The sequence below is a fragment of the Gilliamella sp. LMG 34359 genome (assembly GCF_984569085.1).
In genome coordinates, this window is record NZ_OZ474906.1 from 718,222 (window position 1) to 743,167 (window position 24,946).

Annotated in this window: 23 protein-coding genes and 1 riboswitch; of the genes, 8 read left to right on the plus strand and 15 right to left on the minus strand. The window is 37.0% G+C overall.

The genetic code is table 11. The annotated features are described in order from the left end of the window. Positions 1-43: 43 nt before the first annotated feature. Positions 44-169: riboswitch (molybdenum cofactor riboswitch) on the plus strand. Continuing rightward, positions 166-1,140: a GTP 3',8-cyclase MoaA gene (gene moaA, locus AC5LXV_RS03385; protein WP_493467378.1), complete on the plus strand. Its 975-nt coding sequence runs from the start codon at positions 166-168 to the stop codon at positions 1,138-1,140. Its footprint overlaps the riboswitch before it by 4 nt. Here the strand turns inward: moaA and gluQRS are convergent. From gluQRS to folK, 3 genes are all read right to left on the minus strand, one after another. Beyond that, positions 1,120-2,010, minus strand: coding sequence for a tRNA glutamyl-Q(34) synthetase GluQRS (gene gluQRS / locus AC5LXV_RS03390; protein ID WP_493467379.1), 891 nt, complete (start codon positions 2,008-2,010; stop codon positions 1,120-1,122). The two genes, moaA and gluQRS, sit on opposite strands and share 21 nt — an antisense overlap. A gap of 35 nt (positions 2,011-2,045) precedes the next feature. Then, a complete protein-coding gene (gene dksA, locus AC5LXV_RS03395) occupies positions 2,046-2,501 on the minus strand; it encodes an RNA polymerase-binding protein DksA (protein ID WP_493453123.1) in 456 nt (151 codons plus the stop codon). A 135-nt stretch (positions 2,502-2,636) separates the two neighbouring features. After that, entirely contained in the window at positions 2,637-3,122 is a 486-nt protein-coding gene (folK, locus tag AC5LXV_RS03400; RefSeq protein ID WP_493467380.1) for a 2-amino-4-hydroxy-6-hydroxymethyldihydropteridine diphosphokinase, read from the minus strand. A 186-nt stretch (positions 3,123-3,308) separates the two neighbouring features. Here folK and AC5LXV_RS03405 point away from each other — a divergent pair, with 186 nt between their 5' ends. After that, positions 3,309-4,667 carry an MmgE/PrpD family protein gene (locus AC5LXV_RS03405; RefSeq protein WP_110434582.1) on the plus strand — a complete coding sequence of 453 codons (1,359 nt, stop codon included), beginning with the start codon at positions 3,309-3,311 and terminating at the stop codon, positions 4,665-4,667. Positions 4,668-4,721: 54 nt separating this feature from the next. Here the strand turns inward: AC5LXV_RS03405 and AC5LXV_RS03410 are convergent, their stop codons facing one another. The 7 genes from AC5LXV_RS03410 to syd all read right to left on the minus strand — a co-directional run bounded on the left by AC5LXV_RS03410 (position 4,722) and on the right by syd (position 11,043). Continuing rightward, positions 4,722-5,474: an amino acid ABC transporter ATP-binding protein gene (locus tag AC5LXV_RS03410; RefSeq protein WP_110434581.1), complete on the minus strand. Its 753-nt coding sequence runs from the start codon at positions 5,472-5,474 to the stop codon at positions 4,722-4,724. A 10-nt stretch (positions 5,475-5,484) separates the two neighbouring features. Next, positions 5,485-6,156: an amino acid ABC transporter permease gene (locus AC5LXV_RS03415; protein ID WP_493467381.1), complete on the minus strand. Its 672-nt coding sequence runs from the start codon at positions 6,154-6,156 to the stop codon at positions 5,485-5,487. Further along, entirely contained in the window at positions 6,153-6,935 is a 783-nt protein-coding gene (locus AC5LXV_RS03420; protein ID WP_493467382.1) for an amino acid ABC transporter substrate-binding protein, read from the minus strand. The genes AC5LXV_RS03415 and AC5LXV_RS03420 overlap by 4 nt, the downstream gene beginning before the upstream one ends. Then, entirely contained in the window at positions 6,935-7,459 is a 525-nt protein-coding gene (locus tag AC5LXV_RS03425) for a GNAT family N-acetyltransferase (protein ID WP_493461108.1), read from the minus strand. Before AC5LXV_RS03425 ends, AC5LXV_RS03420 begins: the two co-directional genes overlap by 1 nt. Then, entirely contained in the window at positions 7,456-8,814 is a 1,359-nt protein-coding gene (gene purB, locus AC5LXV_RS03430) for an adenylosuccinate lyase (protein WP_493467383.1), read from the minus strand. The genes AC5LXV_RS03425 and purB overlap by 4 nt, the downstream gene beginning before the upstream one ends. Before the next feature lie 391 nt (positions 8,815-9,205). After that, positions 9,206-10,381 (minus strand): amino acid aminotransferase, encoded by a 1,176-nt coding sequence (locus tag AC5LXV_RS03435; RefSeq protein ID WP_493467384.1) that lies wholly within the window; start codon positions 10,379-10,381, stop codon positions 9,206-9,208. A gap of 128 nt (positions 10,382-10,509) precedes the next feature. After that, the gene (gene syd / locus AC5LXV_RS03440) at positions 10,510-11,043 is read right to left on the minus strand and encodes a SecY-interacting protein (RefSeq protein ID WP_493467385.1); all 534 of its coding nucleotides are present in this window, start codon (positions 11,041-11,043) and stop codon (positions 10,510-10,512) included. Between the two features lie 732 nt (positions 11,044-11,775). Between syd and rne the strand changes: the two genes are divergently transcribed. From rne to metA, 6 genes are all read left to right on the plus strand, one after another. Continuing rightward, positions 11,776-14,436, plus strand: coding sequence for a ribonuclease E (gene rne / locus AC5LXV_RS03445; protein ID WP_493467386.1), 2,661 nt, complete (start codon positions 11,776-11,778; stop codon positions 14,434-14,436). Between the two features lie 63 nt (positions 14,437-14,499). Further along, positions 14,500-15,429 (plus strand): ABC transporter permease subunit, encoded by a 930-nt coding sequence (locus tag AC5LXV_RS03450; protein ID WP_110434573.1) that lies wholly within the window; start codon positions 14,500-14,502, stop codon positions 15,427-15,429. After that, on the plus strand, positions 15,422-16,282 hold the full coding sequence (locus AC5LXV_RS03455; protein WP_493467387.1) for an ABC transporter permease subunit: 861 nt from the start codon (positions 15,422-15,424) through the stop codon (positions 16,280-16,282). Before AC5LXV_RS03450 ends, AC5LXV_RS03455 begins: the two co-directional genes overlap by 8 nt. 2 nt (positions 16,283-16,284) lie before the next feature. Continuing rightward, positions 16,285-17,274 carry a putrescine export ABC transporter ATP-binding protein SapD gene (sapD, locus tag AC5LXV_RS03460; RefSeq protein ID WP_034883756.1) on the plus strand — a complete coding sequence of 330 codons (990 nt, stop codon included), beginning with the start codon at positions 16,285-16,287 and terminating at the stop codon, positions 17,272-17,274. 21 nt (positions 17,275-17,295) lie between these two features. Next, complete coding sequence (locus AC5LXV_RS03465) at positions 17,296-18,108, plus strand: peptide ABC transporter ATP-binding protein (protein ID WP_034883755.1); 813 nt, start codon at positions 17,296-17,298, stop codon at positions 18,106-18,108. 241 nt (positions 18,109-18,349) lie between these two features. Continuing rightward, the gene (gene metA / locus AC5LXV_RS03470; RefSeq protein ID WP_493453114.1) at positions 18,350-19,282 is read left to right on the plus strand and encodes a homoserine O-succinyltransferase MetA; all 933 of its coding nucleotides are present in this window, start codon (positions 18,350-18,352) and stop codon (positions 19,280-19,282) included. Positions 19,283-19,400: 118 nt separating this feature from the next. On the opposite strand, the gene fucO is transcribed toward metA, so the two are convergent. The 5 genes from fucO to AC5LXV_RS03495 all read right to left on the minus strand — a co-directional run bounded on the left by fucO (position 19,401) and on the right by AC5LXV_RS03495 (position 24,835). Further along, positions 19,401-20,552, minus strand: coding sequence for a lactaldehyde reductase (gene fucO / locus AC5LXV_RS03475; RefSeq protein WP_493467388.1), 1,152 nt, complete (start codon positions 20,550-20,552; stop codon positions 19,401-19,403). Positions 20,553-20,570: 18 nt separating this feature from the next. Next, on the minus strand, positions 20,571-21,377 hold the full coding sequence (gene yfaU / locus AC5LXV_RS03480) for a 2-keto-3-deoxy-L-rhamnonate aldolase (protein WP_493467389.1): 807 nt from the start codon (positions 21,375-21,377) through the stop codon (positions 20,571-20,573). Between the two features lie 55 nt (positions 21,378-21,432). Next, positions 21,433-22,698 carry an MFS transporter gene (locus AC5LXV_RS03485; RefSeq protein ID WP_493467390.1) on the minus strand — a complete coding sequence of 422 codons (1,266 nt, stop codon included), beginning with the start codon at positions 22,696-22,698 and terminating at the stop codon, positions 21,433-21,435. Positions 22,699-22,843: 145 nt separating this feature from the next. Then, positions 22,844-24,049: an L-rhamnonate dehydratase gene (rhmD, locus tag AC5LXV_RS03490; RefSeq protein ID WP_493467391.1), complete on the minus strand. Its 1,206-nt coding sequence runs from the start codon at positions 24,047-24,049 to the stop codon at positions 22,844-22,846. A gap of 27 nt (positions 24,050-24,076) precedes the next feature. Continuing rightward, entirely contained in the window at positions 24,077-24,835 is a 759-nt protein-coding gene (locus AC5LXV_RS03495) for an IclR family transcriptional regulator (RefSeq protein WP_110424329.1), read from the minus strand. Positions 24,836-24,946 lie beyond the last annotated feature (111 nt).

The window sequence follows — 24,946 nt, forward strand, 5'->3', positions numbered from 1 at the left end:
ATATTAAATAATTGTCCATAGTCAAAAAATAAACGTTATGCTAGACTAAACTAAACTCTGAAGCTACTTTGCCTAAGTGATAATGTTATTCATATGGTGATTTAGCCGCGGTATAGCGCAGAAATGGCTATGCTTCCCGATTTGGATAAGGTGTTCATTACATATATGCAATTAGTCGATAATTATCAACGTCGATTTCAATACTTACGCTTATCGCTTACTGAACTGTGTAATTTTCAGTGTCAGTATTGTCTGCCTAATGGTTATCGACCTAATAAAGATCATCAATTTCTATCGTTAAATGAAATCAACAATGTTGTGTCAACATTTACTGAACTTGGCGTACATAAAATTCGCTTAACTGGCGGTGAACCGACGTTGCGTCGAGATTTTATTGATATTTTGTCAATTATTTCGGCTTATCCAAGTATTAAACAATTGGCAATTACCACTAATGGCTCACGGTTATTAAAAAATGTAGATAGCTGGCAACAAGCAGGACTTAATGCTATTAATATTAGCATTGATAGTTTTTCTCCTTATGTTTTTAAACAGATAACCGGTCAAGATAGACTTAGTGAGTTGATTCAAGGCGTTGACAAATCATTAGAAGTTGGCATCAGTAAAGTTAAAATTAATACTGTTTTGCTGAGAAATATGAATGATCATCTGGCTGATTATTTAACTTGGATCAAACATCGTCCGGTTGAATTACGTTTTATTGAACTGATGGAGACAACGGAGAGCCGTGAGTTATTTAATCGTTATCATTTAGCCGGTCAGAGGATGGAAGCACAACTTATTGAACAAGGTTGGCAATTACAGTCAAAAGAGGCGTTATCTGGTCCGGCTAAAGTTTATGCCCATAGTGATTATCAAGGTAAAATTGGTCTGATTATGCCTTATTCGCAGGATTTTTGTAAAAGTTGTAATCGATTGCGCGTTTCATCGCTTGGTAAATTACATTATTGCCTGTTTGGTGATGCCGCAGTTGATTTACGAGATTTGCTAAGCAGTCCAGAACAGAAAGCACAACTTAAGGCACGAGTGTTAGCTTCGCTATTAATAAAACCGGAAAAACATTTATTACATGAGCATAATCTAGGTATTACACCTAATTTATCTTATATCGGAGGTTAACACTCTGTTTTGTTTCGGTACTTGGTTAATTTGCCAATGAGTTGTAGCCCAAGCTAATAACTGTGTTTGTGAGGCATCTTGCCAATTGTCTGGCAATTGTTGACCTAAAAATTGTAATGCTTGTGCGGTTAATAAATTCGCTTTTTTACTATCAATCGGGCTAGCATGGTTCTGTTTTGACAGCTTATTACCATGACTATCTAAAGCCAATGGTAAATGGCAGTAATTGGGTATGGTGAAATTAAATAATCGATAAAGTGAGATCTGTTTAGCAGTTACCGGAAGTAGATCAGCACCGCGAACAATTTCGGTGATCCCTTGATAATTATCATCTAACACCACAACTAAATTATAAGCAAATAGACCATCTTTACGATGAATAATAAAATCTTCTAAAGCATTAGTGGAATCAATGGTTTGTTGCCCTCGAATTTTATCATCGAAGCAAAAAACTGGCTGATTTTGTTTTAGTCGAATCGCACATTGCTGTTGGCAAGTGGATGCTAAATGTCGCTCACGACAAAAGCCATCATATATCCCATTGGTAAGGTTATGGATCCTTTGTCTAGTACAATCACAATAGTAAGCTTTTTGCTGACAAAGTAATGATGCTAAAACCGATCGATACCGCTCACTACAGTTTGATTGATATAAAACTTGGTCATCCCAATACAGCTCGAAAGCCTCTAAGGTTTTTAATATTAACGATGCGGCGCCTTTGACTTGCCGTGGTGGGTCAATATCTTCAATGCGAACAAGCCACTTACCAAAATTGGCTTTGGCTTGTAAGTAACTACCGAGAGCCGTCACCAAAGAACCAAAATGTAATGGTCCAGATGGTGAGGGGGCAAAACGACCAATATATTGCATGGGCGTATTGAATAAAACGACGGTTTAAATGGAAATTATATACCCATTTGTTTTTCACGAAGTTCAGCTAATGTTTTACAATCAATACATAAATCAGCTGTCGGCCTTGCTTCTAAACGACGAATACCAATTTCAACACCACATGATTCACAAAAACCAAAATCATCGGTTTCAATTTTCTTTAATGTCTTTTCAATTTTTTTGATCAATTTGCGTTCTCTGTCACGCGCTCTTAATTCTAAGCTAAACTCTTCTTCTTGAGTAGCGCGGTCAGCCGGATCTGGGAAATTTGCAGCCTCATCTTGCATGTGAGAAACTGTTTTACCCATTTCACCTTGTAACTGTGACAGCCATGCTTCTAAGATAAGTTTGAAATGTTTTAATTGCTTAGGATTCATATACTCCTCATCTTTTGCCTCTTGATAAGGCTCAAGCCCAGCAATAGCAAGCAGGCTAAGAGAAGATGTATTTACTTTTTGTTCCTGTTTCACAGCAATCCCCTTAAGTACAGATTATTTGCGAGCGGTAAACTATAGCAATAATTTAGCCGTTGGCAAATTTTTTTTATTATTTTTTTTACCATTAAACCGAAAAAAATTACAACTATATGTTATTAATAAGGTTAATTAGTCATGCCATTTTTTCATTCCATTTATCGGACATTTTGTTAATAAATTAAAAAGTTTATCGTTATCAGGTAATATAAGGTCAGGTGAGATATCAAATAGCGGATAAAGCACAAATTCTCGGTTTTTCATATGATAATGAGGAATGGTTAATCTTTCATTATCTATCATTAAATTATCATATAACAAAATATCTAAATCTAATGTTCTTGCTCCCCAGCGATTATCTTTGCGTACTCGACCCTGTGATTTTTCTATCGCTTGTAGCTCATCTAATAACGCGATAGGTGTCAGAGAGGTGGTTAATTTGATCACAGCATTAAGATAATCGTTTTGATCTTGCGGTCCAAGAGGTTTACTACGATAAAACGGTGAAACGTCAGAAACTTCGGTATTCGGTAATTGTTTTAACGCAGCTATAGCCTGATGGGCTTGTGCTAGTGGATCGTTAAGATTACTGCCTAAGGCAATATAACATATTGACATAATCAGATCTATTTTTAGGTGATGTTAAAATGTAGGCTCATTTTAGCACATAAAAAAGCTTATTAACCGAGCTTGGTCAATAATGATTATTTCGGGTTATTGTTATATAGCGATATAATCTTTAAGATGTATATTTGTTATCCACTATTCGCTCAACATTTATTGCGATTTTTATGAGAGTTTGTCATGCATCTAGGCCAGCAATTGAGTTTGTTAATAAAAAATACGCCAATTATTGCGCAACAGTCACTCCTTGATTGTGCAATTAATGGGCTTATTGACTATTTTGCTAGTAGTTTACAGGCGTCTAATGAAGCGAATGTTAAGAAATTGTTGACTTGGATTAATGACGAAGGCGGCCATAGCCGTGCTTGGTTAATCGGCCAAAAGAAATTAGCTACCCGTCGCCAAGCAGCATTATTTAATGGCTTTCAGGCACACTGTTTGGATTATGATGATGTGCATTCAGATATACGCGGTCATCCATCAGCGGTTATTTTATCGGCGTTATTTGCGAGTATCCGCTTAGATGATTCATTAAGCCAGTTAGATGGTCGACGGTTTTTAACAGCCTATGTAATTGGTATTGAAGTTATGGCCTTATTGGGGCAATGTGTCAACCCTGAGCATTATGAAAAAGGTTGGCATACGACAGTCACTTTAGGTGGAATTGCGGCAACAGCTGCGATTGGTTATTTATATGATGAACCATTTCTTGCTCAAGCATTAACGTTAGCCGCTACACAAGCATCAGGTATGCGCTTATTGATGGGAACCCCGATAAAATTTTTGCATGCAGGATTGGCGGCACAACATGCTATACAAGCCATTGACTGGCTAAGAGCAGGCATTTCGGCAGATAAAGATTTTCTTGATGATAATTTAGGTTTTTTAGCTATCTATGGCCAAGGTAATGATAATTTAGATTTAACTAGTTGGGCAAAACCTTGGAAGATTGTCCAGCCAGGATTATGGTTTAAAACTTATTCATATTGTTCTGCGGCTTCATATATTGCTGATGCTGGTAAGTTACTGTATAAGCATCCTAAATTTAATGTGGATAATATTAAGCATATTACCCTTTTCTTTGCCCCAGTTAATAGTGATGCCGCGCTGATCTATAAAACGCCATTATTAGCTGAGCAGGGGCGTTTTTCGGCAGAATATATTTTGGCGTTGATTTTACTGGGTATACCGATCGATTTTCAACAATTTGGCGCAACACCAATAGCTGAAAATATCCAAAAATTAATGCAAAAAATGCAGCGTAGTTATGATATCCAATTACCTCCGCATCCGGATGCATATAATAAGCGTTATGTGGTTATTGAAATTGTCTTTGATAATAACCAAAAAATTAGCCAGCGAATAGATGTCCCGAAAGGCTCACCGAAAAATCCCTATAGTCAACAAGAGCTGGCTGCCAAGTTATTTACGGCATTGCAAAATGACGTTAAAGCACAACAGTTACTGACCGATATTCATGCGTTAGCCAATGGTATGGATATTAAACAATTACTGTTATCACATTGGCAAACGCTTTGATGCTTGAGATTGGATAGTGAGGATAAACAACTTAACCATTTTATAAAGGTAAGGTTAAATCTCAAAATCCACCTCATCAGTGAGTTGCCGTAAAAAGCGTTGGGTTAACTCATGTTGTGGATTATCAATTAATGATTTTGCTTGCCCTTCCTCTACAATAATACCATTGCTCATAAAAATGATACGATCGGCGACATATTTGGCAAACTCCATCTCGTGGGTCACTATCAACATAGTAATATTTTCTTTAGCCAGTTTTAACATCACTTGCAGAACTTCATGTACTCGCTCGGGATCTAATGCTGAAGTTGGTTCATCAAATAATAACACTTTGGGTCTTACCGCTAAAGCTCTGGCAATGGCAACTCGTTGTTGTTGCCCTCCTGATAAGGTGATTGGGTATTGATTAGCATAAGCTAACATGCCAACACGCTCTAATAAAGATAACCCATACTGTTTGGCTTCATCTTTAGCCATTTTTTGACCGACTATTAAGGGATAAGTAATATTCTCTAATGCGGTTTTATTTTTAAATAAATTATAGTGTTGAAAAACCATTGCCGACTGTTTGCGTAAATTGGTTTCTTGTTTATGGTTGTAATGTTGACTATTAAGTATGACTTGATCAATAGCAATAGTACCGCTATTGGGTTTTTCAAGTAAATTAAGACAACGCAATAAGGTTGATTTGCCAGAGCCTGATGGCCCAATAATGGCAACCACTTCACCTTGTTTGATCGTCAGATTTATTTCTTTTAATACTTCATGATTGCCAAATCGTTTAGATAAATGAGATACATTAATCATCATGCTCTCCTTAACGATGATATGGTTTAGTCAGTTTTCGTTCTAGCTGTTTTTGTAACCATGAATAGGCGACAACCGTTAGCCAATAAACAATACCGACGGCTAGATAAGTTTCAAAGTAGAGGAAAGAATTTGCGGTTAACATTTTTCCTGCCGCTAATAGCTCTTGTACGCCGACAAAAAAAGCTACAGATGAATCTTTAAGTAGTGAAATAAACATATTACCGGTATTCGGTAGGGCGTTGAGCATCGCTTGCGGTAATATAATACCACGATAAACCTGAATGGTACTTAACCCTGAGGTTAATCCTGCTTCTTTTTGTCCATGATCAACCGACGCTAAACCTGCACGAAAAATCTCGGCTAAATAAGCCGAATATTTTAAACTAAAACAGATGATTGCCGCGGTAGTTGCCCCCATATGTTTCATTATTGGAAATATTTGTGGTAAACCATAGTAAATAATAAACAGTAAAACAACGGATGGAATACCACGAAATAACGAGATAAACAGTGCCAAACAAGAATCAATAATAATAATCCGATTGTTTCGAATGAGCGCGATGGCAAGTCCCAATATAATGGCAAACAGAATTGAAACAATGGCAATAAAAAGTGTAACCGGCAGATAAGGTAATATCTGCGGAAATACACTAAAAAAATAGTTTATATTAAAATTCATGAGGTAATATCTTCACCAAAATATTTAATCGACAGATTTTTCAGTGTGCCATTAGCACGTAATTTTTCGATCACTTGGTTAAATTTTTCGCGTAAAGCTTGGCCTTTTTCATCTTTATTAAAAGGGAAGGCAACTTGTTCTATCGTAATAGGATCGCCAACTAGCTTAAATGGTAGATTTTTTCGTTTGATCTCGGCCAATAAAATGGGTTTGGAATTGACATAACCATCGACGCGTTGAAATTCAGCGTCATGCATTGCACCATCTCGGGTTTCATAAGTTTTGATGGTAATTTCGTTATTTGGAAAGGCTTTTTTTAGGTTATTGATATGATTTGAACCAAGTACGCCGGCAATAGTTTTACCATTGAAATCAGTTAACTGATTAATATTGTTATTGTCTTTATGAGTAACAATTTGACTGCCATAAAAACTATAAGTTTCGGAGAAATCATATTTAGCCTGACGCGCGGGAGTTACCGCCACCGCATTAGCCACTGTGTCTAAACGGCCTGAGTCAAATTGTCCCATTAATCCACCAAACTCAGCAATTACCCATTCAACTTTATAACCTAACTCATTGGCAATCGCTTCGGTCACCTCAACATCAAATCCAACTAACTTACCATCTTGTTTATAACCATTTGGATAGCTTTGGCCTGTAGAGCCAACTTTAATAATATTTTGTTCAGTTGCCTGATGGTTAGCTTGATCATCACAACCAATTAAGCTTAGGCTGGTTAATAAAATAGCAGCAAACCACGTTATGATTTTTTTCATTATCGATGACTCCTCTTCTTCCAATTGGTATAGTTTTGATGATTGAGTATTTTTTCAAAATAAAGGGTAGTGTGATCACTAGTTAAATCTGCTTGGCCAATTGGTTGATAGCCTTTTTGGCGATATAATTTGGCTAGCCATGGATGATTGGCTGCTGTACCTAAAGTGACTGCCGGTAGCTTAAGTTGATTAATTAGAATTTCGTTTTCAACCCAATCCCATAATGCATTACCGTAGCCTTGCCCTTTATAAGTTGGATCGGTGGCAAACCAGCCTAAATGCGGTAAGCCATAAGGGCCTGGGTTATTTCCCCATGGAAAACGAATACTGAGCGTTGATATTAATTGTTGCTCTTTTTCCAGTAGATATACGGCATTCGAATCAATATGCTGAGCGATTTCTTCTGGTTCGACAGTGGCAGCAGCAAAATGAATGCCTAATTGTGATGTGGCTTGATAGGCACGGTGCAATAATTGCTGATATGCAGGAATATCGGAATAGCTGATTAAGCGAAAATTCATCATAATACTCCGCTTTGCTCGGCATATTTGATGACCTGTTCAACCTTTTCGGCTGCACTGCCGAGATAATTAATTGGATTTAGCCAATTATCGAGTTCAGATTCGCTAAAGTGATTATTGATTCGAGGATCTTCCAATAATAGTGATTTAAATGGTCGATTTTGTTCAAATGCTTGCATAGCATTTTCATAAATTAAATGGTGAGCGGTTTGTTTGCCTAGACGTTTGCCAATTTCAAACATTATTTTTTCGGATAACAGTAAGCCATTTTGTTTTGCTAAATTAGTTAACATTTGATCGGCATTCACCTTTAAACCTTTTAACACGGCTAAAGCCGTTTGCAGTTGCGCGGAAATATAAAGATTGATTTCCGGGAGCGCGATCCATTCCGCACGCCAACTCATGGCATCACGCTCATGTTCAACCTTCATTGATTCATGAATAAGCGCCACACTTTTCAATAAAGGGGCGGTAAGACTAGCCAATCCCTCTAAAGCGGCAGGATTACGTTTATGCGGCATGGTGGTTGATCCAATTTTACCGTCGGAAAACGGCTCTTCAACCTCATTTATTTCGGTTCGCATCAGGTTGTAAAATTCGTTACCAATTTTGCCAAGTGTGCCACTAATAAGGGCAATCACTGATGCATATTCAGAAAATCGGTCGCGGGCTGCTTGCCAACCTATATTGGGTGTATTGAGTCCAAGTAACGTTAGCGCTCGCTGCTCAACTTGTGGGCCGAGTTCTCCCATTGATGCGTAAGTACAAATAGCGCCACTTATATTACCCACTAAAACCCGTTGTTTAATTTCAGATAAACGTTGTAAATGGCGAACAAACTCATCTAACCACACCGCTAGTTTAAAGCCAAATGTGGTCGGTAAGGCTTGCATACCGTGGGTACGACCGACCATCGGTAAATATTGATATTGTTTAGCTAACAGTTTTAATTGACTAGCAATTAATTTGGTATCCCGTTCAATGATAGCGAATGATTGTTGTATCTGTAGGACAGTTGCTGTATCAACAATATCTTGAGTGGTTGCGCCATAATGAATGTATTCACCAGCGTCGCCAACTTGCTTTTGCAAGGCACTGATGGTTGACATTAGTGAATGTTTGGCTTTGGCTGCCTCTTGGGCAAGTTGTTCAAGGGATAATTTTGATGCATCCGCTTTGGCAATAATGGTATCAGCAATCTCAGCAGGAATCACCCCTAATTCACCTTGTGCTTTTGCCAAAGCCACTTCGACTTTTACTTGCTTCTCCAAACGATTTTGCTCAGACCATATCTGACGCATTTCGCTAGTACCAAAATTGTTGCCTAAAATTAAAAAATCTAAAATATGCGATGCCACAAAACCATCCTTAATCAAAATACCATGTTGTTAGCAATTATTATTAATTATTGAATTAACGTCTAATAGTTAGTTTGTCTATCGATATAACTAAAAAGAATAATAGAATTAATAATGCAATCCTATTCTTCATTTATTGTTTAAAAAGATGGAAAACTGGCAAAAATTTTGTCGAGCAGGGCGGAAAGGTCAAAAAGGTCAATAAAAATCAATTTATTATTAAACGTGAATGTAATGATGGTTGCTAGCCATTCAGGGCCAAACACCTAATATTGATTGCGGTTTTAAGAAGATTTTTATATTCAAGAAATTAAATACATTGGTGGCTAAAATGTAGATTAACTACCAATGTATTCGACTAGATTAAACAATAGTTTATTAAAATCGCCAACTATAAAACGTCGACAATCGATTCACATAGTCTCGACATATTATCAATAGTCATTCCAGCGACATTAATTCGGCCGGAGTTAACAATGTAAATACCATAATCATCACGTAATTTAAGCACTTGTTCTTCATTTAAACCACTAAATGAGAACATGCCATTTTGTTTAGTAATAAAACTAAAGTCTTGGTTAGCCCCTTTGTCTTGTAGCGTTTTAACAAATAGCTGCCGCATACGATGTATCCGTTGGCGCATGCTGGTTAATTCATCAATCCACTCTTCTTTTAGTTCTTCATTATTTAAAATATAAGAGACAATTTTAGCGCCATGCGCGGGTGGATTGGAGTAATTAGCTCTGATAATGGTTTTTACCTGACTAAAGGCGCGATCAGCAATCTCGCTATCAGCAGCAATTAACGTAAATGCCCCCACACGCTCATTATAAAGACCGAAATTTTTAGAGTAAGAGCTAGCAATTAATAGTTCCGGCTGACTATTGGCAAATAATCTAAGCCCATATACATCCTCTTCTATCCCTTGACCAAATCCTTGATAAGCGAGATCGAATAGTGGTAACCAACCGTTTTTTAACGCTAATTCTGAGATAGCTTGCCATTGTTCCGGTGTTGGATCAATGCCGGTTGGATTATGGCAACAGCCATGAAATAACACCGCTTCACCCTCGGCAACTAGGCTTAAATCACTGATTAATCCCTCAAAATCCAAGCTTCGTGTTTGCGCATTGTAATAACGATATTCGCGAACTTCTAAGCCCGCGGTTTGGAATACGCTACGATGATTAGGCCAAGATGGATTACTTACCCAGACACGTTTTACTTTGGTACGACGCGACAAAAAATCCGCCATAATACGTAATGCCCCAGTGCCTCCTGGTGCTTGCGCGGTTCTAGCTCGTGGATTTTCATTACCGAATAGTAGAATTTGGGTGGCACTATTAAATGGATTAAGACCATCGATAGGTAAATAGCTTTTGGTGGTTTCATCATTTAATATTAGATGCTCAGCTTTTTTAACACTTTCTAAAATAGGCGTTTTGGTGGTCTCATCTTTATAAACACCAACACTTAAATTGATTTTGTTGGTGCGTTCGTCCTTGTTATAGAGATCCGCTAAACCTAAGATGGGATCTGCAGGTGCTGCTAATAAATATTCAAACATAATGTACCTATTTCTTTTTCTGACCCTCAATGCATTATATACACATTGTTTGGCAAGTTACAATTTGGTTAGCAATCTTGTTTTGGCGCAATATTTTACCATTATCAGTGGTTATCCCTCCCAAGTTATCAATTTTTAATTTCCAATTTTTCAAGAAATGATTTTAAATCAGATGTTAACGTACTTAACTGCCCAGTTATTAAATCTTCTTTAACCACTTCTCCTGTTAAGTTATTTAATGCGATGATTTCGGTATCTTTATCGGTTGAACCAATAAAAATGGTTGGCTGACGTTTTAATTTTCTTAATTGAGATAGATGCGCAATTAAATTTTGTTCTAAATTGGCGAAGTCATCATCACTCCATGGTTGTAGTAAAATTAGTTCAATATCAGCAAATTTGGCGGTCATATTGGCCGCATATTGTGTGCCGTAATAAGTATGAGCACTTGGATGTATCTTGATATTAACCACTTGTTCAACGATGGTTAAATCTCTTGGCGGAATAAGCAAAAAAGGTTGCCAATAAACAGCAAGATTTTCGGTTTTTATAATGCAAGGCGAGGGTAACGAGTGTAATTCTTCACTTTTGGGAGCGTCATCAAATTGAGCAATCCAGCGCTGGGTAAAATCAAGTAGAGCAACTTTTTCCGGTAATTCCATAAATACACACTATTTTATTGTTTATTTTACAAGCAAATCTACTGGGTATTATACGGTTAAAATAAGGATATGCACCAGTGTTATTGTTAGGTTTAATACATTAATAAAATGGTGTATAAAATTAATGATGATAAGTAAAAAAATTCATCTATATCACCTTTAGCAAACAACCAAAAAAGATCGTTTGCGATTAAGCTACTTACCGATTTTGGCACTCAGCTAAAATTAACAGGTAATTGTTTATAAAATAATCAGTTTAATTTACTTGCTATCCTCTGCTGAAACGTGAATAATAGGCAGGGATAATTTATCCTTGTAATGCAGCAATGGCGTTAGACATTACAGTTTGTCAAAATAAAATAGCGTAAGTAGAATTATTATAATTAATTAATATGTTTATTTTAAACAATCATATAAAGATTTAGTGGTTTGTTAAATTGTAGAAATTTGCAAACTCATCGTTGAAATAATATCAATTGTTATCAGTTTAGTGGTATTGAAAACAGTACATAAGTGTTTTGAATGTAATATTACCGTTAAACAGTATATTGATGTTGTATAATTTATACTGATTTCACATAAAATAATAACAAAAATAACACAAATAAAATAATGAATACGGTATACCGAAATATTTAGTTAAGTACTATTGTTTATTATTGTTAAAATAAGCGTTTATTAATAATAAAATTCTACCTACAGTTAATTTAGATTAATCAAGAGTGTAGAATAATGAAAAGAATGCTAATCAACGCAACACAGCAAGAAGAGCTGCGCGTTGCCCTTGTTGATGGCCAACGCTTATATGATTTAGATATCGAGAGCCTTGGTCACGAACAAAAAAAAGCCAATATTTATAAAGGCAAAATTACTAAAATCAATCCTAGTTTAGAAGCCGCTTTTGTTTCGTATGGTGGAGAGCGAGATGGTTTTTTACCATTAAAAGAGATCGCTGAAAGCTATTTCCCTTCAAATATTTCTGGCCGTCGCAGTATTAAACATTTACAAGAAGGTCAAGAAGTCCTTATTCAAATTGAAAAAGAGATTCGTGGCAAAAAAGGGGCAGCGTTAACAACTTATATTAGTTTAGCCGGTAGCTACTTAGTATTAATGCCAAATGACCCAAGAGCTGGTGGGGTTTCGCGTCGTATTGAGGGTGAAGAACGCGCTGATCTAAAACGCGTTATCGATGCGTTAGAAAAACCTAAAGGCATGGGCGTCATTGCAAGAACCGCTGGCGTAGGTAAAAGCCAAGAAGAGTTACAACAGGATTTAAATGCCTTAGTTAATTATTGGACCGCAATTCAAAATGAGTCTAAGAATCATCCCGCACCAAGTTTAATTCATAAAGAAAGTGATATTATTACGCGCGCATTTCGTGATTATTTACGTGATGATGTCGGTGATATTCTTATCGATAATCCAAAAGTACTTGAGATTGCCAAAAAACGCTTAGTTGACTTAGGTCGAGTTGAGTACGTTAGTCGCCTTAAACTTTATGATGGTGATGTACCACTGTTTAACCATTTCCAAATCGAAGGTCAGATTGAATCCGCATTCCAACGTGAAGTCCGCTTACCATCTGGTGGTTCGATTGTAATCGATGCGACCGAAGCATTAACAGCGATTGATATTAACTCTGCTAAATCTATTCGTGGTAGCGATATTGAAGAGACAGCATTTAATACTAATCTTGAAGCGGCAGAAGAGATAGCTCGCCAATTACGTTTACGTGATTTAGGTGGTTTGATTGTTATCGACTTTATTGATATGACACCAATTCGTAATCAACGAGAAGTCGAAAATCGTCTAAAAGAAGCCATGAAAACTGACCGAGCAAGAATTCAAACCACGCGTATTTCCCGTTTTGGTTTGCTAGAAATGTCTCGTCAACGTTTGAGCCCATCTTTGCGAGAGGCAACCCATCATATTTGTCCGCGTTGCCAAGGAACCGGTACCGTTCGTGATAATAATTCATTATCACTGTCAATTCTTCGTTTAATTCAAGAAGAAGCGATGAAAGATAATACCGTGCAAATTGACGTAATAGTACCAGTGCCAATTGCCAGCTACTTGCTCAACGAAAAGCGCCGAGCCATTACTAATATTGAAAGAATGCACCCAGATGTGAAAATCGTTATTGCTGGCGATGAAGAGATGGAAACACCGCTTTATAAAGTGATTCGTAAACGCACTGGTGAAGAGACCGATGTACTAAGTTACAATTTACCTAAGCTGATTCGTGAACTTGAAGAAGAGGAAGAAGAGCAAGTTGCTGAGTTGGTGGTAGAGCAAGCAGTTTTATCGGGCCCTAAAGTCGAAGCGAGCAAAGCAGCTAAAGCGAAAACCGAACCGCAACAAGTTGAAAAATCTAGCGGTTTATTTGTTGGTTTCTTTAAGAAGCTTCAACAGCTGTTTGCTGCTCAAGAGGATGAACCTAAGCCAGAAGTTAAACCTCAGTCAAATAAACGACGAGATAACCAACGTACAAATAATCGACGTCAACGTAATAACCGTAATAGTAATAATGGTTCAGTAGCAAATAATACAGCAACTGAAGAGGTTAAAGAGACTACGCGCCCTAATCGTCGAAGTAAACAAAATGGTAATACCGCTAATACCGCGAATAACATTAAAGCCGATAAAGTAGTGAGTGAACCGGTACAACCAAAACAAAAGGAAGCGAAACCAAGGCGACAACAGCGTACATTAACTAAGAGCGTTCGGGTTAAAAATAGTGATACACCGGTACCAGATGAAAAAGAGCGTATCGTTATTCCGACATTATTAGTGCCAGTTATTGTTCCTGAATCAGACGATAATAACATAACCGCTGATGCTCAACCGAAACGTCAACGACGAACTTCTCGACATTTGCGTATGAATGCCCCTCGGACTAAACGACGTGGCAAAAATACCGAATTAAAACAGTCAGCAATGCCATTAGAATTTGCTGCCGCCTCATTAGAGCTGGCATTAGGTCGTGTAGCGGTTGATTATAGTCAAGTGAGTCGAGATGAGCCAAGTAACACTGTTACTGTGATCCCTTCACTGTTATTACCAATTGTAATCAAAGATGAGGTCTCTACAGCTAACGCTAAACAAGATGTTGCAAGTATATCGCAATCAAATATCACAACATCTGCTACTCAACCTAATATTGAGAAACAACCTATAGAACAAGAAATCAGCCAATCTACAGCTGATACTGCTTCAGGTTATTCATCATCAATAATGACTAAGGCTCCAGCTCCAGATTATGTGCAATCTGATAGTAAAATAAAGACTCGAGAAGAATTGGATTATCACTATGACGGTAAAGGTAATGCTGGTGGATTAAGCGCTCAAGATCACGCTTATGCCGCAGCAAGTAAACCGGTGATACCTGATTAGCCGACAACTAAAACAGCGGTGATGGATATCACCGTTGTTTTTAATTCATGATAAAGATAAACAATGATTATCTATATTTTAAAAAAAATAGTGACGTTTTTATTCATTATCTGCGTACTTGCCCAGATTAGCTTCTGTCTGGTTTACTTTGTTCCTCAATCTATTTTTAGTGATTTAACTTTTATTGATGCCTATAGTGCTTTTTTTAAACAGTTACTACAAGGTCAATTTCGTTTAGCATCTGGTGAAACTTTACCATTTTTAGATACCCTATTAACAACGTTTGAGCTATGTATTTTAGCGTTATTGGTGGCATTACTTGTCGGTTTACCGTTAGGTATTTTTCTTGGATTAAGTAATATAAATTGGTTGAATGCCACTATTCGCTTAGCGAGTTTGATATTTTATTCTTGCCCGATTGTGATGTTGGCAACAATTGTGATGTATTATCTTTCGGCGAAATGGTCGATTTCTATGAACTTTGATATACCACCATCAGTAACGGGTAGCTCTTTGCTTGATATTTTAATCTCATCAAGGCCAGAAAAATTAAAAGCATTGTTAGATCAGCTTCACTATTTACTTTTGCCAACCATTATTTTAGCTATACAGCCAAGTATTATGACCATTCAGCTGGTGAGTGAAAACGTCAAAAATACCTCAAGGCAAAACTATATTAAAATGGCAATTATTCGGGAACGTTCGCCGTTTAAAGTATTACGTCGGCATTTATTACCCAATTCAATTCCGGCTACCATTCCACAATTGACCTATAACACCACGACTTTACTGTTTTTTACCATGGTGATAGAAATCTTATTTAATCGAGTTGGTTTAGGTCAATGGGTGATGATGGCGTATCGTAATCATAATTATTTTATTATTTCGATAGCCATTCTTGCGTGTGGAACGGTAATAAGCTTATTAACTTTATTAGGTGAGATAACGGCTATTGCTATTTATCCATTACGTCATAAGGAACATTATGTCTAGGATAATTCAGTTAGGTAAGCGAATAAATTCGTGCTTCCATCGACTTCATAGCAATTTATATCTGATTGTCAGTTTTTATGGGATTTTAGCAATTGCTTTTATTGCATTATCAACCAAATGGTTCTTTCATGCGCATTTAAATCCCATCTATGTAAGCTCCTTACCGCCAGCTTGGTGGCCTAATGGTGATATTAATCATATTTTAGGAACTACTGAGCAAGGGCAGGATATTTTTGACTATTTATTAATAGGTTATCGGTCAACGATTGTAATGACGCTAAAAGCAGTTTTTTATGTCATTATAATCGGTGGCGTAATTAACTATTTAATGTTTTTTGTCACATTTATCCGGCCTTTTATTCTATTTATCTTTAGATTTTTTATGGTAGTACCGCCATTGCTTGGGGTAATTGTTATCAGTTTGTTATTGGAAGATGATATTACCAATATATTAATTGTGATTGGTTTATCCTATGCACCGCGCTTTATTTATAATATCCATCAACGGGTTATAAAAGAGTGGAATAAAACCTATATTACGGCATATCGTTTAGATGGCTTATCTTCATTTTCGATTTTAAATCACTATATTATCCCCAATATTTTACCGGTTTACTTAGCTGAAGTGGTTTCATTATTTGGTTCGGTTATTTTAGCTATTACTACCATTACCTTTTTAGGCTTTGCTAATGACTTTTCTCGGCCGGACTTAGGCATGATGATGTTTAAAATGAAAGACATTATTGATGTTAATTTGCTGGCTTTTTTAGCACCGGGTATTGCTGTTTCTGCTACAATTACGTTGGTTTATTTATTCAATTTTGGATTATATGGCCAGCGAGTAGGGCATTAATTATGGCATTATTAGACATTCGCAATTTAACCATTGAGTTTATTACTCCTGATGGCCTGTTGCGGGCAATTGATCGGGTTAATTTGAAGTTATCAGAAGGCGAAATCCGAGGTTTGGTTGGAGAGTCGGGTTCCGGTAAAAGCCTGATCGCCAAAGCGATATTAGGTGTGAATAACCATAATTGGAAGATCTCCGCTGATCGTTTCCATTTTAATGATGTCGATTTGCTTAAATTGACCGCCAAACAACGGCGAAAAGTGATAAGTGATAATATTTCGATGGTGTTCCAAGAGCCGCAATCTTGCTTGGATCCTTCGATGAAAATCGGCCAACAGTTAATTGAAGCCATTCCTCGCAGAACCTTTAAAGGCCATTGGTGGCAACGCCTATTTTGGCGTAAGAATCGCGCAGTTGAATTATTGCATCGCGTTGGGATTAAAGATCATAAAGAGATCCTCAAATCCTATCCATTTGAATTAACCGAAGGTGAATGTCAAAAAGTGATGATTGCTATAGCATTAGCCAATCAACCTAAATTACTGATTGCCGATGAACCAACTAACGCCATGGAAGCGACCACCGAAGCGCAAATTTTCAGATTGCTGGCCAGTATGAATCAAAATATGGGGACGACGATTTTACTTATTAGCCATGATCTACAGATGGTTACTCGCTGGACTGATCGTATCAATGTCCTATATTGCGGACAAACCGTTGAGGTAGCTGATAGTGAAGATTTAATTAAATCACCTTATCACCCATATACGCAGGCATTGATTTATGCGATTCCTGATTTTGGTAAAGCGATGCCGCATAAAAGCCCTTTAAATACCTTACCTGGGGTTATTCCATCATTAGAACATTTACCTATTGGTTGCCGCTTAGGGCCGCGTTGCCCTTATGCGCAAAAAAAATGTATACAAGCACCAGAACTTATCCCAATCAAAGATCATTCGGTAGCCTGCCATTTTCCATTAAATACTGATGAGTAATTTGAGATATAGGAATAGTTAATGAACCCAATATTAAAAGTTCGCAATTTATCAAAACGATTTAAAATCCCTAAAGGACTCTTTGGTCATTTACAAATTGATGCCGTCAAACCCTTGTCGTTCTCGCTTAACGAAGGTAAAACCTTAGCCATTATTGGGCAAAATGGTTCCGGAAAATCGACATTAGCTAAAATGTTGGTGGGTATGATAAAGCCAGACAGTGGCGATATTTGGATCGATGGTAATAAAGTTGAATATGGCGATTATGGGCATCGTTCGCAACTGATTCGCATGATATTCCAACATGTGGAAAGTTCTTTTGATCCAAGACTTCGCATTGGTCAATTACTGGAAATTCCACTTAAACGCAATGCCAATTATACCGCTCACGAACGAGAAAAATTGATTAATGATGTTTTAAAACAAGTAGGTTTATTGCCAGAACACGCCTCTTATTATCCATCTGTGATGGCTGCCGGGCAAAAACAACGCGTTGCGTTAGCTAGAGCTTTAATTTTAAAACCAAAAGTGATTATTCTTGATGAAGCTTTAGCGGCTTTAGATATCTCAATGCGTTCACAAATTGTTAATTTGATGCTGTCGCTACAACAAGAACAAAATATATCTTATGTCTATGTCACACAAGATATTGGCATGATGAAACATATTAGTGACCAAATTATCGTTATGCATAATGGTGAATTGGTTGAATATGGTAATACTGCTGAAGTTTTGGCGTCGCCACTAAGTGAAATCACACAAAAACTTATCAATAGCTATTTTGGTGAGGCGTTAACCGCAGATACTTGGCGGACCGATACCCGAGCCATTTAAATTCACCTCTTTGCTATATAGATTATCGATAACGGTTAACAGTTAAATCCAATTAGTTTGCTATTATTCTGATTTTGTTGGCAATATCCTGGCTATTATTTCTAATAAAAACGCTCGACAAATTTTCTAAAACCCACTATATTTAGCTATATAGATTTCTAGACGTCTATCTCAAAAATTATAAAAAGTAATTAATATAAAAAATAATTAATATAAAAAGTAATTAATAGGAGCTTTTGATATGCCTATCTGTATTCCTGATTCATTACCGGCAGTAGATGTATTACGTAATGAAAATGTATTTGTGATGACCTCAACGCGTGCTAATACTCAAGAAATTCGTCCATTAAAGCTTCTTTTTTTAAATTTAATGCCTAAAAAGATTGAAACTGAAAATCAGTTTTTACGGCTACTCTCTAATTCATCTTTACAAGTCAATATTCAACTACTACGTATTGATCAACGTGAGTCAAAAAATACCCCTGTAGAGCATTTAAATAGTTTTTATTGTGATTTTGAGGATATTCGTGAACAGAATTTCGATGGTCTAATTATCACTGGCGCACCATTAGGTAAAGTTGCTTTTTCCGATGTGGTCTATTGGCCAAAGTTAGCTGAAATAATTACTTGGGCGAAAGATCATGTAACCTCAACCATGTTTGTTTGCTGGGCGGTGCAAGCGGCTTTAAATGTACTCTATGATTTGCCGAAATTCACCCGTTCACAAAAGTTATCTGGCGTTTATCAACACCAAATCTTGCAACCAAATGCGATTTTAACCCGAGGTTTTGACGATACGTTTCTAGCACCACATTCGCGTAATGCTGATTTTCCAATGGATAAAATTAAAAACTATACCGATTTAAATATCTTAGCTGAGTCAGAAATCACAGGTCCATACTTAATGGCAACCGCCGATAAACGAATGGCGTTTGTAACCGGTCATCCTGAATATGACTCATTTACTTTGGCTAATGAATATTCTCGTGACTTAAAAGCCGGTATAAATCCTGAGATCCCTTATAACTACTTCCCAGAAAATAATCCCGATTTAACGCCAAAAGCGACATGGCGAAGTCATGCCTATTTACTATTTAGTAATTGGCTTAACTATTACGTTTATCAATTAACACCGTTTGATTTAACGACTCGTAATTTGACAATTGATGATTAACGATTAACGATTAACGATTAACGTTAACGATAGATGATAGATGGATTTATTAAATGAATAACTCCATCTATTTGATAATCATTAACTATTGCTATTCATACAAAGTAAATAACTAAAATTAAAAAACAGAGTGATATAATTTTTCAATATCTGATAGGTTTGTTTCTCTTGGATTTCCTTGAGTACACACATCAGCATAGGCTGCTTCGGCTAGTGCTGTTATATCTTCCTTCTTTACGCCAACCATATGTAAATTTGTGGGTATTTTGACGTCATGATTTAACTGAAAAACGGCATTCACGGCTGCATTTCGAGCATCTTCAATCGACATCTCTTCACTATTTCTTATCCCCATTGCTTTGGCTATATGCCGATATTTTTCACCGGTGTATGGTGCATTATATTGCATGATATGTGGAAGTAATATTGCATTAGCAACACCATGAGGAACATTATAAAAAGCACCCAATGGATGCGCCATACCATGAACTAAGCCGAGGCCAACATTGGAGAATCCCATTCCGGCAATATATTGACCTAAAGCCATTTGCTCAACGGCATTAAGATCGCCATTTACTGAATCGCGTAGTGAACGAGAGATAATTTCAATGGCTTTCAAATGAAACATATCACTCATCTCCCATGCACCTTTCGTGATATAGCCTTCTATTGCATGAGTAAGCGCGTCAATACCGGTTGCTGCTTTTAAACTAGCTGGCATACTCATCATCATATTAGGATCAACCAAAGTGAGAACCGGTATATCGTGAGGATCCACGCAGACAAATTTTCTTTTATTCTCTTCATCGGTAATCACATAATTGATAGTCACTTCTGCTGCTGTTCCTGATGTTGTCGGAATAGCAATGATTGGGATCGATGGTTTTTTGGTTTGCGCTAAACCTTCTAAACTACGAATATCAGAAAATTCAGGATTATTTATCACAATTCCAATCGCTTTAGCGGTATCTTGCGGTGACCCACCACCAATCGCTATTAGATAGTCTGCATTTGATTGCTTAAATATCTCTATTCCTTGTTTTACTATACTTATTGTTGGATTCGGCATAACTTCATCAAATATTTGATAATCTAATTTTGCCGAATTAAGTAACTCAGTAACCTTAGTTGCCACGTTAAATTTAATCAGTTCTTTATCAGTAACCACTAAAGCTTTTTGATAGCCACGTTTTTTTACTTCATCGATAATATTATTGATTGAATTCACCCCAAAATATGCGGTTTGATTCAAAATCATTCTATGACTCATTTTTAACCTCTTTCTTTATTAATATGCAACTGAAGATGATTTATTGGGTTTTTTTAACTGTTTAAAGTGTTTTAATCGTTCATCAATCGCCTGCATATACAACATGGTATCCACGCCAACAGCAACGAAATTTGCTCCCCATGAGATACATTTTTGCGCCATTTCGATATCAACCGCTAAAAATCCAGCCGCTTTACCTAATTGCCTAATCCTTTTAATTGTTTTTTCGATAATTTTTTGTACATCTGGATGTCCAGCATTATCAGGATAACCTAAGGATGCCGATAAATCGGCAGGGCCAATAAATACGCCATCTACCCCGTCGGTCATGACGATTTCATCAAGATTTTCGAGGGCTTTTTTACTTTCAACTTGTACTAATAGACAGAGTGAATCGTTGACTTGTTGCATGTAGTTTTCAATTTTACCCCAGCGAGCGGCTCTTGCCACACTGGCGCCTACACCTCGAGTGCCTTCGGGTGGATAACGTGTCGCTGAAACGACAGCTTTGGCTTGTTCACCTGTTTCGACCATCGGTATTAATAAAGTCTGAGAACCAATATCTAGAATCTGTTTAATGTTAGCCTGACTGCCTTCTAAAGGTCGTACTACAGGATGGCTGGCATAGGGGGCGATTGCTTGTAATTGAGTAAGTAGTGTTTGTGCAGTATTTGGCGCATGTTCACCATCAAGTAGTAACCAATCATATTCTGAGGTTGCAGCAATTTCAGCCATATAAGATGTCGCTGAAGATAACCAAAGACCAATTTGTAAATTTCCTTGAGTAATTTCTTGTTTGAATTTGTTTTCCAATAGTTTTTTCATTATGTTATTCCTAATGTATTAGGAGCTTATTGATAAAATCAATAAGCTCAGTTGGTTAACTATTTTTGTTAGTTTGTTTTAGCATGAATATAGTGATAGTGCCGACTATTGTTATCACTGCTAAAGTTAGTAAACCTGCTATATTGTTATCAAAAAGCGTTTCTGCTTTTACCCGAATAATTGGCGCGAAAAAACCACCAAATGCCCCAAACATATTAATAAATCCTATGCCAGCAGCTAGGGCTGCTCCAGATAACAGGTTGGTTGGTATAGTCCAAAAAACAGGTTGTACCGCAATAAAACCAATTGCGGCAAAACAAAGAGCAATAATTGCAATGATAGGGCTAGCTAGTGCGGAAATTCCAATACCTAAACCCGCTACCAATAATGTTATCGCAGCGATATTTCTCCTTTCTCCAACTTTGTCTGAATATCGAGGAATAAAATAAGTACCGAATAATGCAGCAATCCAAGGAATTGCTGCGACCAGTGAGGCTTTAAAACCAACCGTTGTTCCCATTAATTGAGCAACTTGTGTTGGTAAAAAGAAAATAAGCCCGTAAACACTTATTTGAATTATCATGTAAATAATGGCTAGATGCCAAACGGTGACATTACTGATAGCATCAATTATTTTAGAGGTGGTTTTGACACTCTCTTCTGATGATAATTTTTCTTGTAATGCTTGTTTTTCATCTTTATTTAAAAATCTAGCATTACTGATCTTGTCATCAAGGTAAATAAAAGTGACAACACCTGCTATAACAGCAAGAATACCTTCGATAATAAACATCCAGTACCAACCAGGATGATCTAAAAAGCCATGCATCTCTAACAAAGCCCCTGATAGCGGTGAGCCAAATGTTAACGCCAAAGGTGCCCCCATATAAAATAACCCCATTATTCCGGCACGATGTTTTTGTGGGAACCATTGCGAAGTTAAATAGATCATACCAGGGAAGAAACCAGCTTCAGCCATACCAAGTAGTACACGAACCGTTAAAAATTTCCATTCAGAATCAGCATAAGCCATGGCCGCGGATAATAATCCCCATACTAAAGTTGTACCGCCAATCCAGTAACGAGCACCAAATTTACGCATTAATAAATTGGCTGGTGCGCCTAAAAAGGCATAAGCCACGAAGAAAATACCTGCTCCAAGTGCAAATGCTTCATTACTTAGTCCGGTATCTAATTGATATGCCGATTTGGCAAAACCAATATTTGCACGGTCTAAAAATGCTAATACATAGAGTATTAACATGAATGGCACCAGTCTTAAACGGGTTTTGCTTACCGCTTTTTCGAGAATATTAGACATAAAAAACCCCCCCTCTCCATAAAAATGACAGAGATATAAATAATGTGCAGATGAGGAAAATAATTTTATTTAATCTAAAATCGCAGTTTTAAACTCCTTTAAAACTGCAATAAATCAATAAATAAACTTCTTTTCCCTCATATAATTAATGAGAATAAGGACGAATTAATTTACATCCACGATTTAATTCAACACCAAATCCAGGTTTATCCAGTACCGATTTATGAATTTTTCCATTTACAGGAACCGGTTCATCAATCAATATTGGATCAAATTGTGGACGGAGTGTTGAACAATCCGGACTTGTCATTAAAAACTCACTAAATGGGGTATTTGTGAAGGTAATTACTGCATGGTGAGAATAAACGGATGAACCATGAGGTACGACCAGCTGTCCTTTTGATTTCGCAATTGCAGCAATTTCAAGTAAGGTGGTTAAGCCACCACACCAACCAACATCGGGTTGCATGATATCAATTCCAGTTTCAGATAATGTTCTAAATGATTGAATTGTTCCATGATGTTCACCAGAGGTCACCATCATTCCTGGCGGTGCATTGCGTTTTAACTCTCGGTATCCTTCATATTGTTGCGGAGGTAAACATTCTTCAATCCATTTTAAGTTATAAGGCGCACAAGCATAAGCAAGTTTTGTGGCGTAATTTACGTCTTGACTCATCCAGCAATCAAGCATGAGCCAAAAATCAGGTCCGCACTTTTCGCGCATGTCGGCAACCATTTGCGCATCTTTTTTGATGCCTTGATCACCGTCATGAGGTCCCCAATGGGTAGGCATCTTGCCACCAATAAAGCCCATCTCTTTTGCCAAATCGGGGCGAGCACCAGTTGTATAAAATTGAATTTCATCACGAACTGCACCACCTAATAATTTATAGACAGGTAGATCAGTCACTTTACCAAATAGATCCCAAAGGGCTAAATCAACACATGATATCGTGTTCATCACTAAACCACCTGAACCAGAATAATACATGGTGGCATTCATCATTTGGTCGTGAATTAGTTTGATATCAGAAACACATTTTCCTTCAATAAATCTATTTAGATGTTTTTCAACAATAAAACATCCCATTTCTCCGCCAGTTGATACGGCAAAGCCAATTTGTCCATTATCAGCTTCAACTTCGACAATAAGTGTTCCAAGAACGTTAATACCAAAAGATTGACGTGATTGCTCATACTCTTTATACTTGCTCATTGGCGTGGCGATATGGTCGTCGATCCAGTGGTGGCCGCCCTGATCGTGATAGTCTGCCCCGCCACTCCCTTTTTTGGCGGTTGCTCCTCCCATAAAATAAGCTCGTACTTCTTTTATTTTTGGTAGCTTCATTTACTTTCTCCTTTAATGTTACAAAAATTATTCGTACATAAGACAACCCAATTCTTTTGAGATATCTTTTGCACACTCCTTGATTTTAATCGTAATTTGCGGTAATACATGGTCGGTTATTTGAAATGTTGTTCCTACCGCTGATATTGCCGCAGCAATATTATTTTGTGCATTAAATATAGGTGCTGCTATACATCTGATATTGATATAATCTTCTTCATTATCAAAACTACAACCTTGTTGGCGAATCTTGGCCAGTTCAGTATGTAGTGAACTCGATGTCATAATTGTATTTGCGGTTTTTTGTTCGAAGGTAATCTGGTTTACGATTTCAGTTATTTTTTCGCTTGGTTGGAAGGCTAATAAGCACTTACCTACCCCTGAACGGTAAAGGGAAACTTGTTTACCTACATAAGAACGAACACTGATTGTGCTGTGTGATTCACATTTCAAAATATAGTAAGCGGTTTTATTGTCTAAAATGCCTAAATGAGTTAAAAGCCCGGTGTTATTGGTTAATCTGGCAAGATGTTTTTTGGCTATTTCTCTAATATCAAAACAATTTGAAGCAAGTTCACCTAACTCGACCAATTTGATCCATAAAAAATAGTCACCATTCTGATCTTGTTTAATAAATTGATAGGACTTTAGTTCTTCTAATAAAAGATAAGCGGAACTTTTCGGTATTTGTAGACTGCTGATTATTTCGGCAGCACTACACCTTCCTTTAGAAGAGATAAAGTTAAGTATTTTTATTGTTCTTTGTAAAGCCGGTACTTTAGACATACATTCCTATATATTGTACTTTAATCCTGTATATTGGATGGGTCGATTTTACGTTTATCAAATCTGGGCACAACTATTTAATCGCATAATTGTGAAGTTGATCATAAAAAA

Bases quoted from the DNA above. Each gene is read 5' to 3' on its own strand.
- moaA (WP_493467378.1), top strand. From the start codon at position 166: ATGCAATTAGTCGATAATTATCAACGTCGATTTCAATACTTACGCTTA.
- gluQRS (WP_493467379.1), bottom strand. From the start codon at position 2,010: ATGCAATATATTGGTCGTTTTGCCCCCTCACCATCTGGACCATTACAT.
- folK (WP_493467380.1), bottom strand. From the start codon at position 3,122: ATGTCAATATGTTATATTGCCTTAGGCAGTAATCTTAACGATCCACTA.
- AC5LXV_RS03405 (WP_110434582.1), top strand. From the start codon at position 3,309: ATGCATCTAGGCCAGCAATTGAGTTTGTTAATAAAAAATACGCCAATT.
- AC5LXV_RS03410 (WP_110434581.1), bottom strand. From the start codon at position 5,474: ATGATTAATGTATCTCATTTATCTAAACGATTTGGCAATCATGAAGTA.
- AC5LXV_RS03415 (WP_493467381.1), bottom strand. From the start codon at position 6,156: ATGAATTTTAATATAAACTATTTTTTTAGTGTATTTCCGCAGATATTA.
- AC5LXV_RS03420 (WP_493467382.1), bottom strand. From the start codon at position 6,935: ATGAAAAAAATCATAACGTGGTTTGCTGCTATTTTATTAACCAGCCTA.
- AC5LXV_RS03425 (WP_493461108.1), bottom strand. From the start codon at position 7,459: ATGATGAATTTTCGCTTAATCAGCTATTCCGATATTCCTGCATATCAG.
- AC5LXV_RS03435 (WP_493467384.1), bottom strand. From the start codon at position 10,381: ATGTTTGAATATTTATTAGCAGCACCTGCAGATCCCATCTTAGGTTTA.
- syd (WP_493467385.1), bottom strand. From the start codon at position 11,043: ATGGAATTACCGGAAAAAGTTGCTCTACTTGATTTTACCCAGCGCTGG.
- rne (WP_493467386.1), top strand. From the start codon at position 11,776: ATGAAAAGAATGCTAATCAACGCAACACAGCAAGAAGAGCTGCGCGTT.
- AC5LXV_RS03450 (WP_110434573.1), top strand. From the start codon at position 14,500: ATGATTATCTATATTTTAAAAAAAATAGTGACGTTTTTATTCATTATC.
- AC5LXV_RS03455 (WP_493467387.1), top strand. From the start codon at position 15,422: ATGTCTAGGATAATTCAGTTAGGTAAGCGAATAAATTCGTGCTTCCAT.
- sapD (WP_034883756.1), top strand. From the start codon at position 16,285: ATGGCATTATTAGACATTCGCAATTTAACCATTGAGTTTATTACTCCT.
- AC5LXV_RS03465 (WP_034883755.1), top strand. From the start codon at position 17,296: ATGAACCCAATATTAAAAGTTCGCAATTTATCAAAACGATTTAAAATC.
- metA (WP_493453114.1), top strand. From the start codon at position 18,350: ATGCCTATCTGTATTCCTGATTCATTACCGGCAGTAGATGTATTACGT.
- fucO (WP_493467388.1), bottom strand. From the start codon at position 20,552: ATGAGTCATAGAATGATTTTGAATCAAACCGCATATTTTGGGGTGAAT.
- yfaU (WP_493467389.1), bottom strand. From the start codon at position 21,377: ATGAAAAAACTATTGGAAAACAAATTCAAACAAGAAATTACTCAAGGA.
- AC5LXV_RS03485 (WP_493467390.1), bottom strand. From the start codon at position 22,698: ATGTCTAATATTCTCGAAAAAGCGGTAAGCAAAACCCGTTTAAGACTG.
- rhmD (WP_493467391.1), bottom strand. From the start codon at position 24,049: ATGAAGCTACCAAAAATAAAAGAAGTACGAGCTTATTTTATGGGAGGA.
- AC5LXV_RS03495 (WP_110424329.1), bottom strand. From the start codon at position 24,835: ATGTCTAAAGTACCGGCTTTACAAAGAACAATAAAAATACTTAACTTT.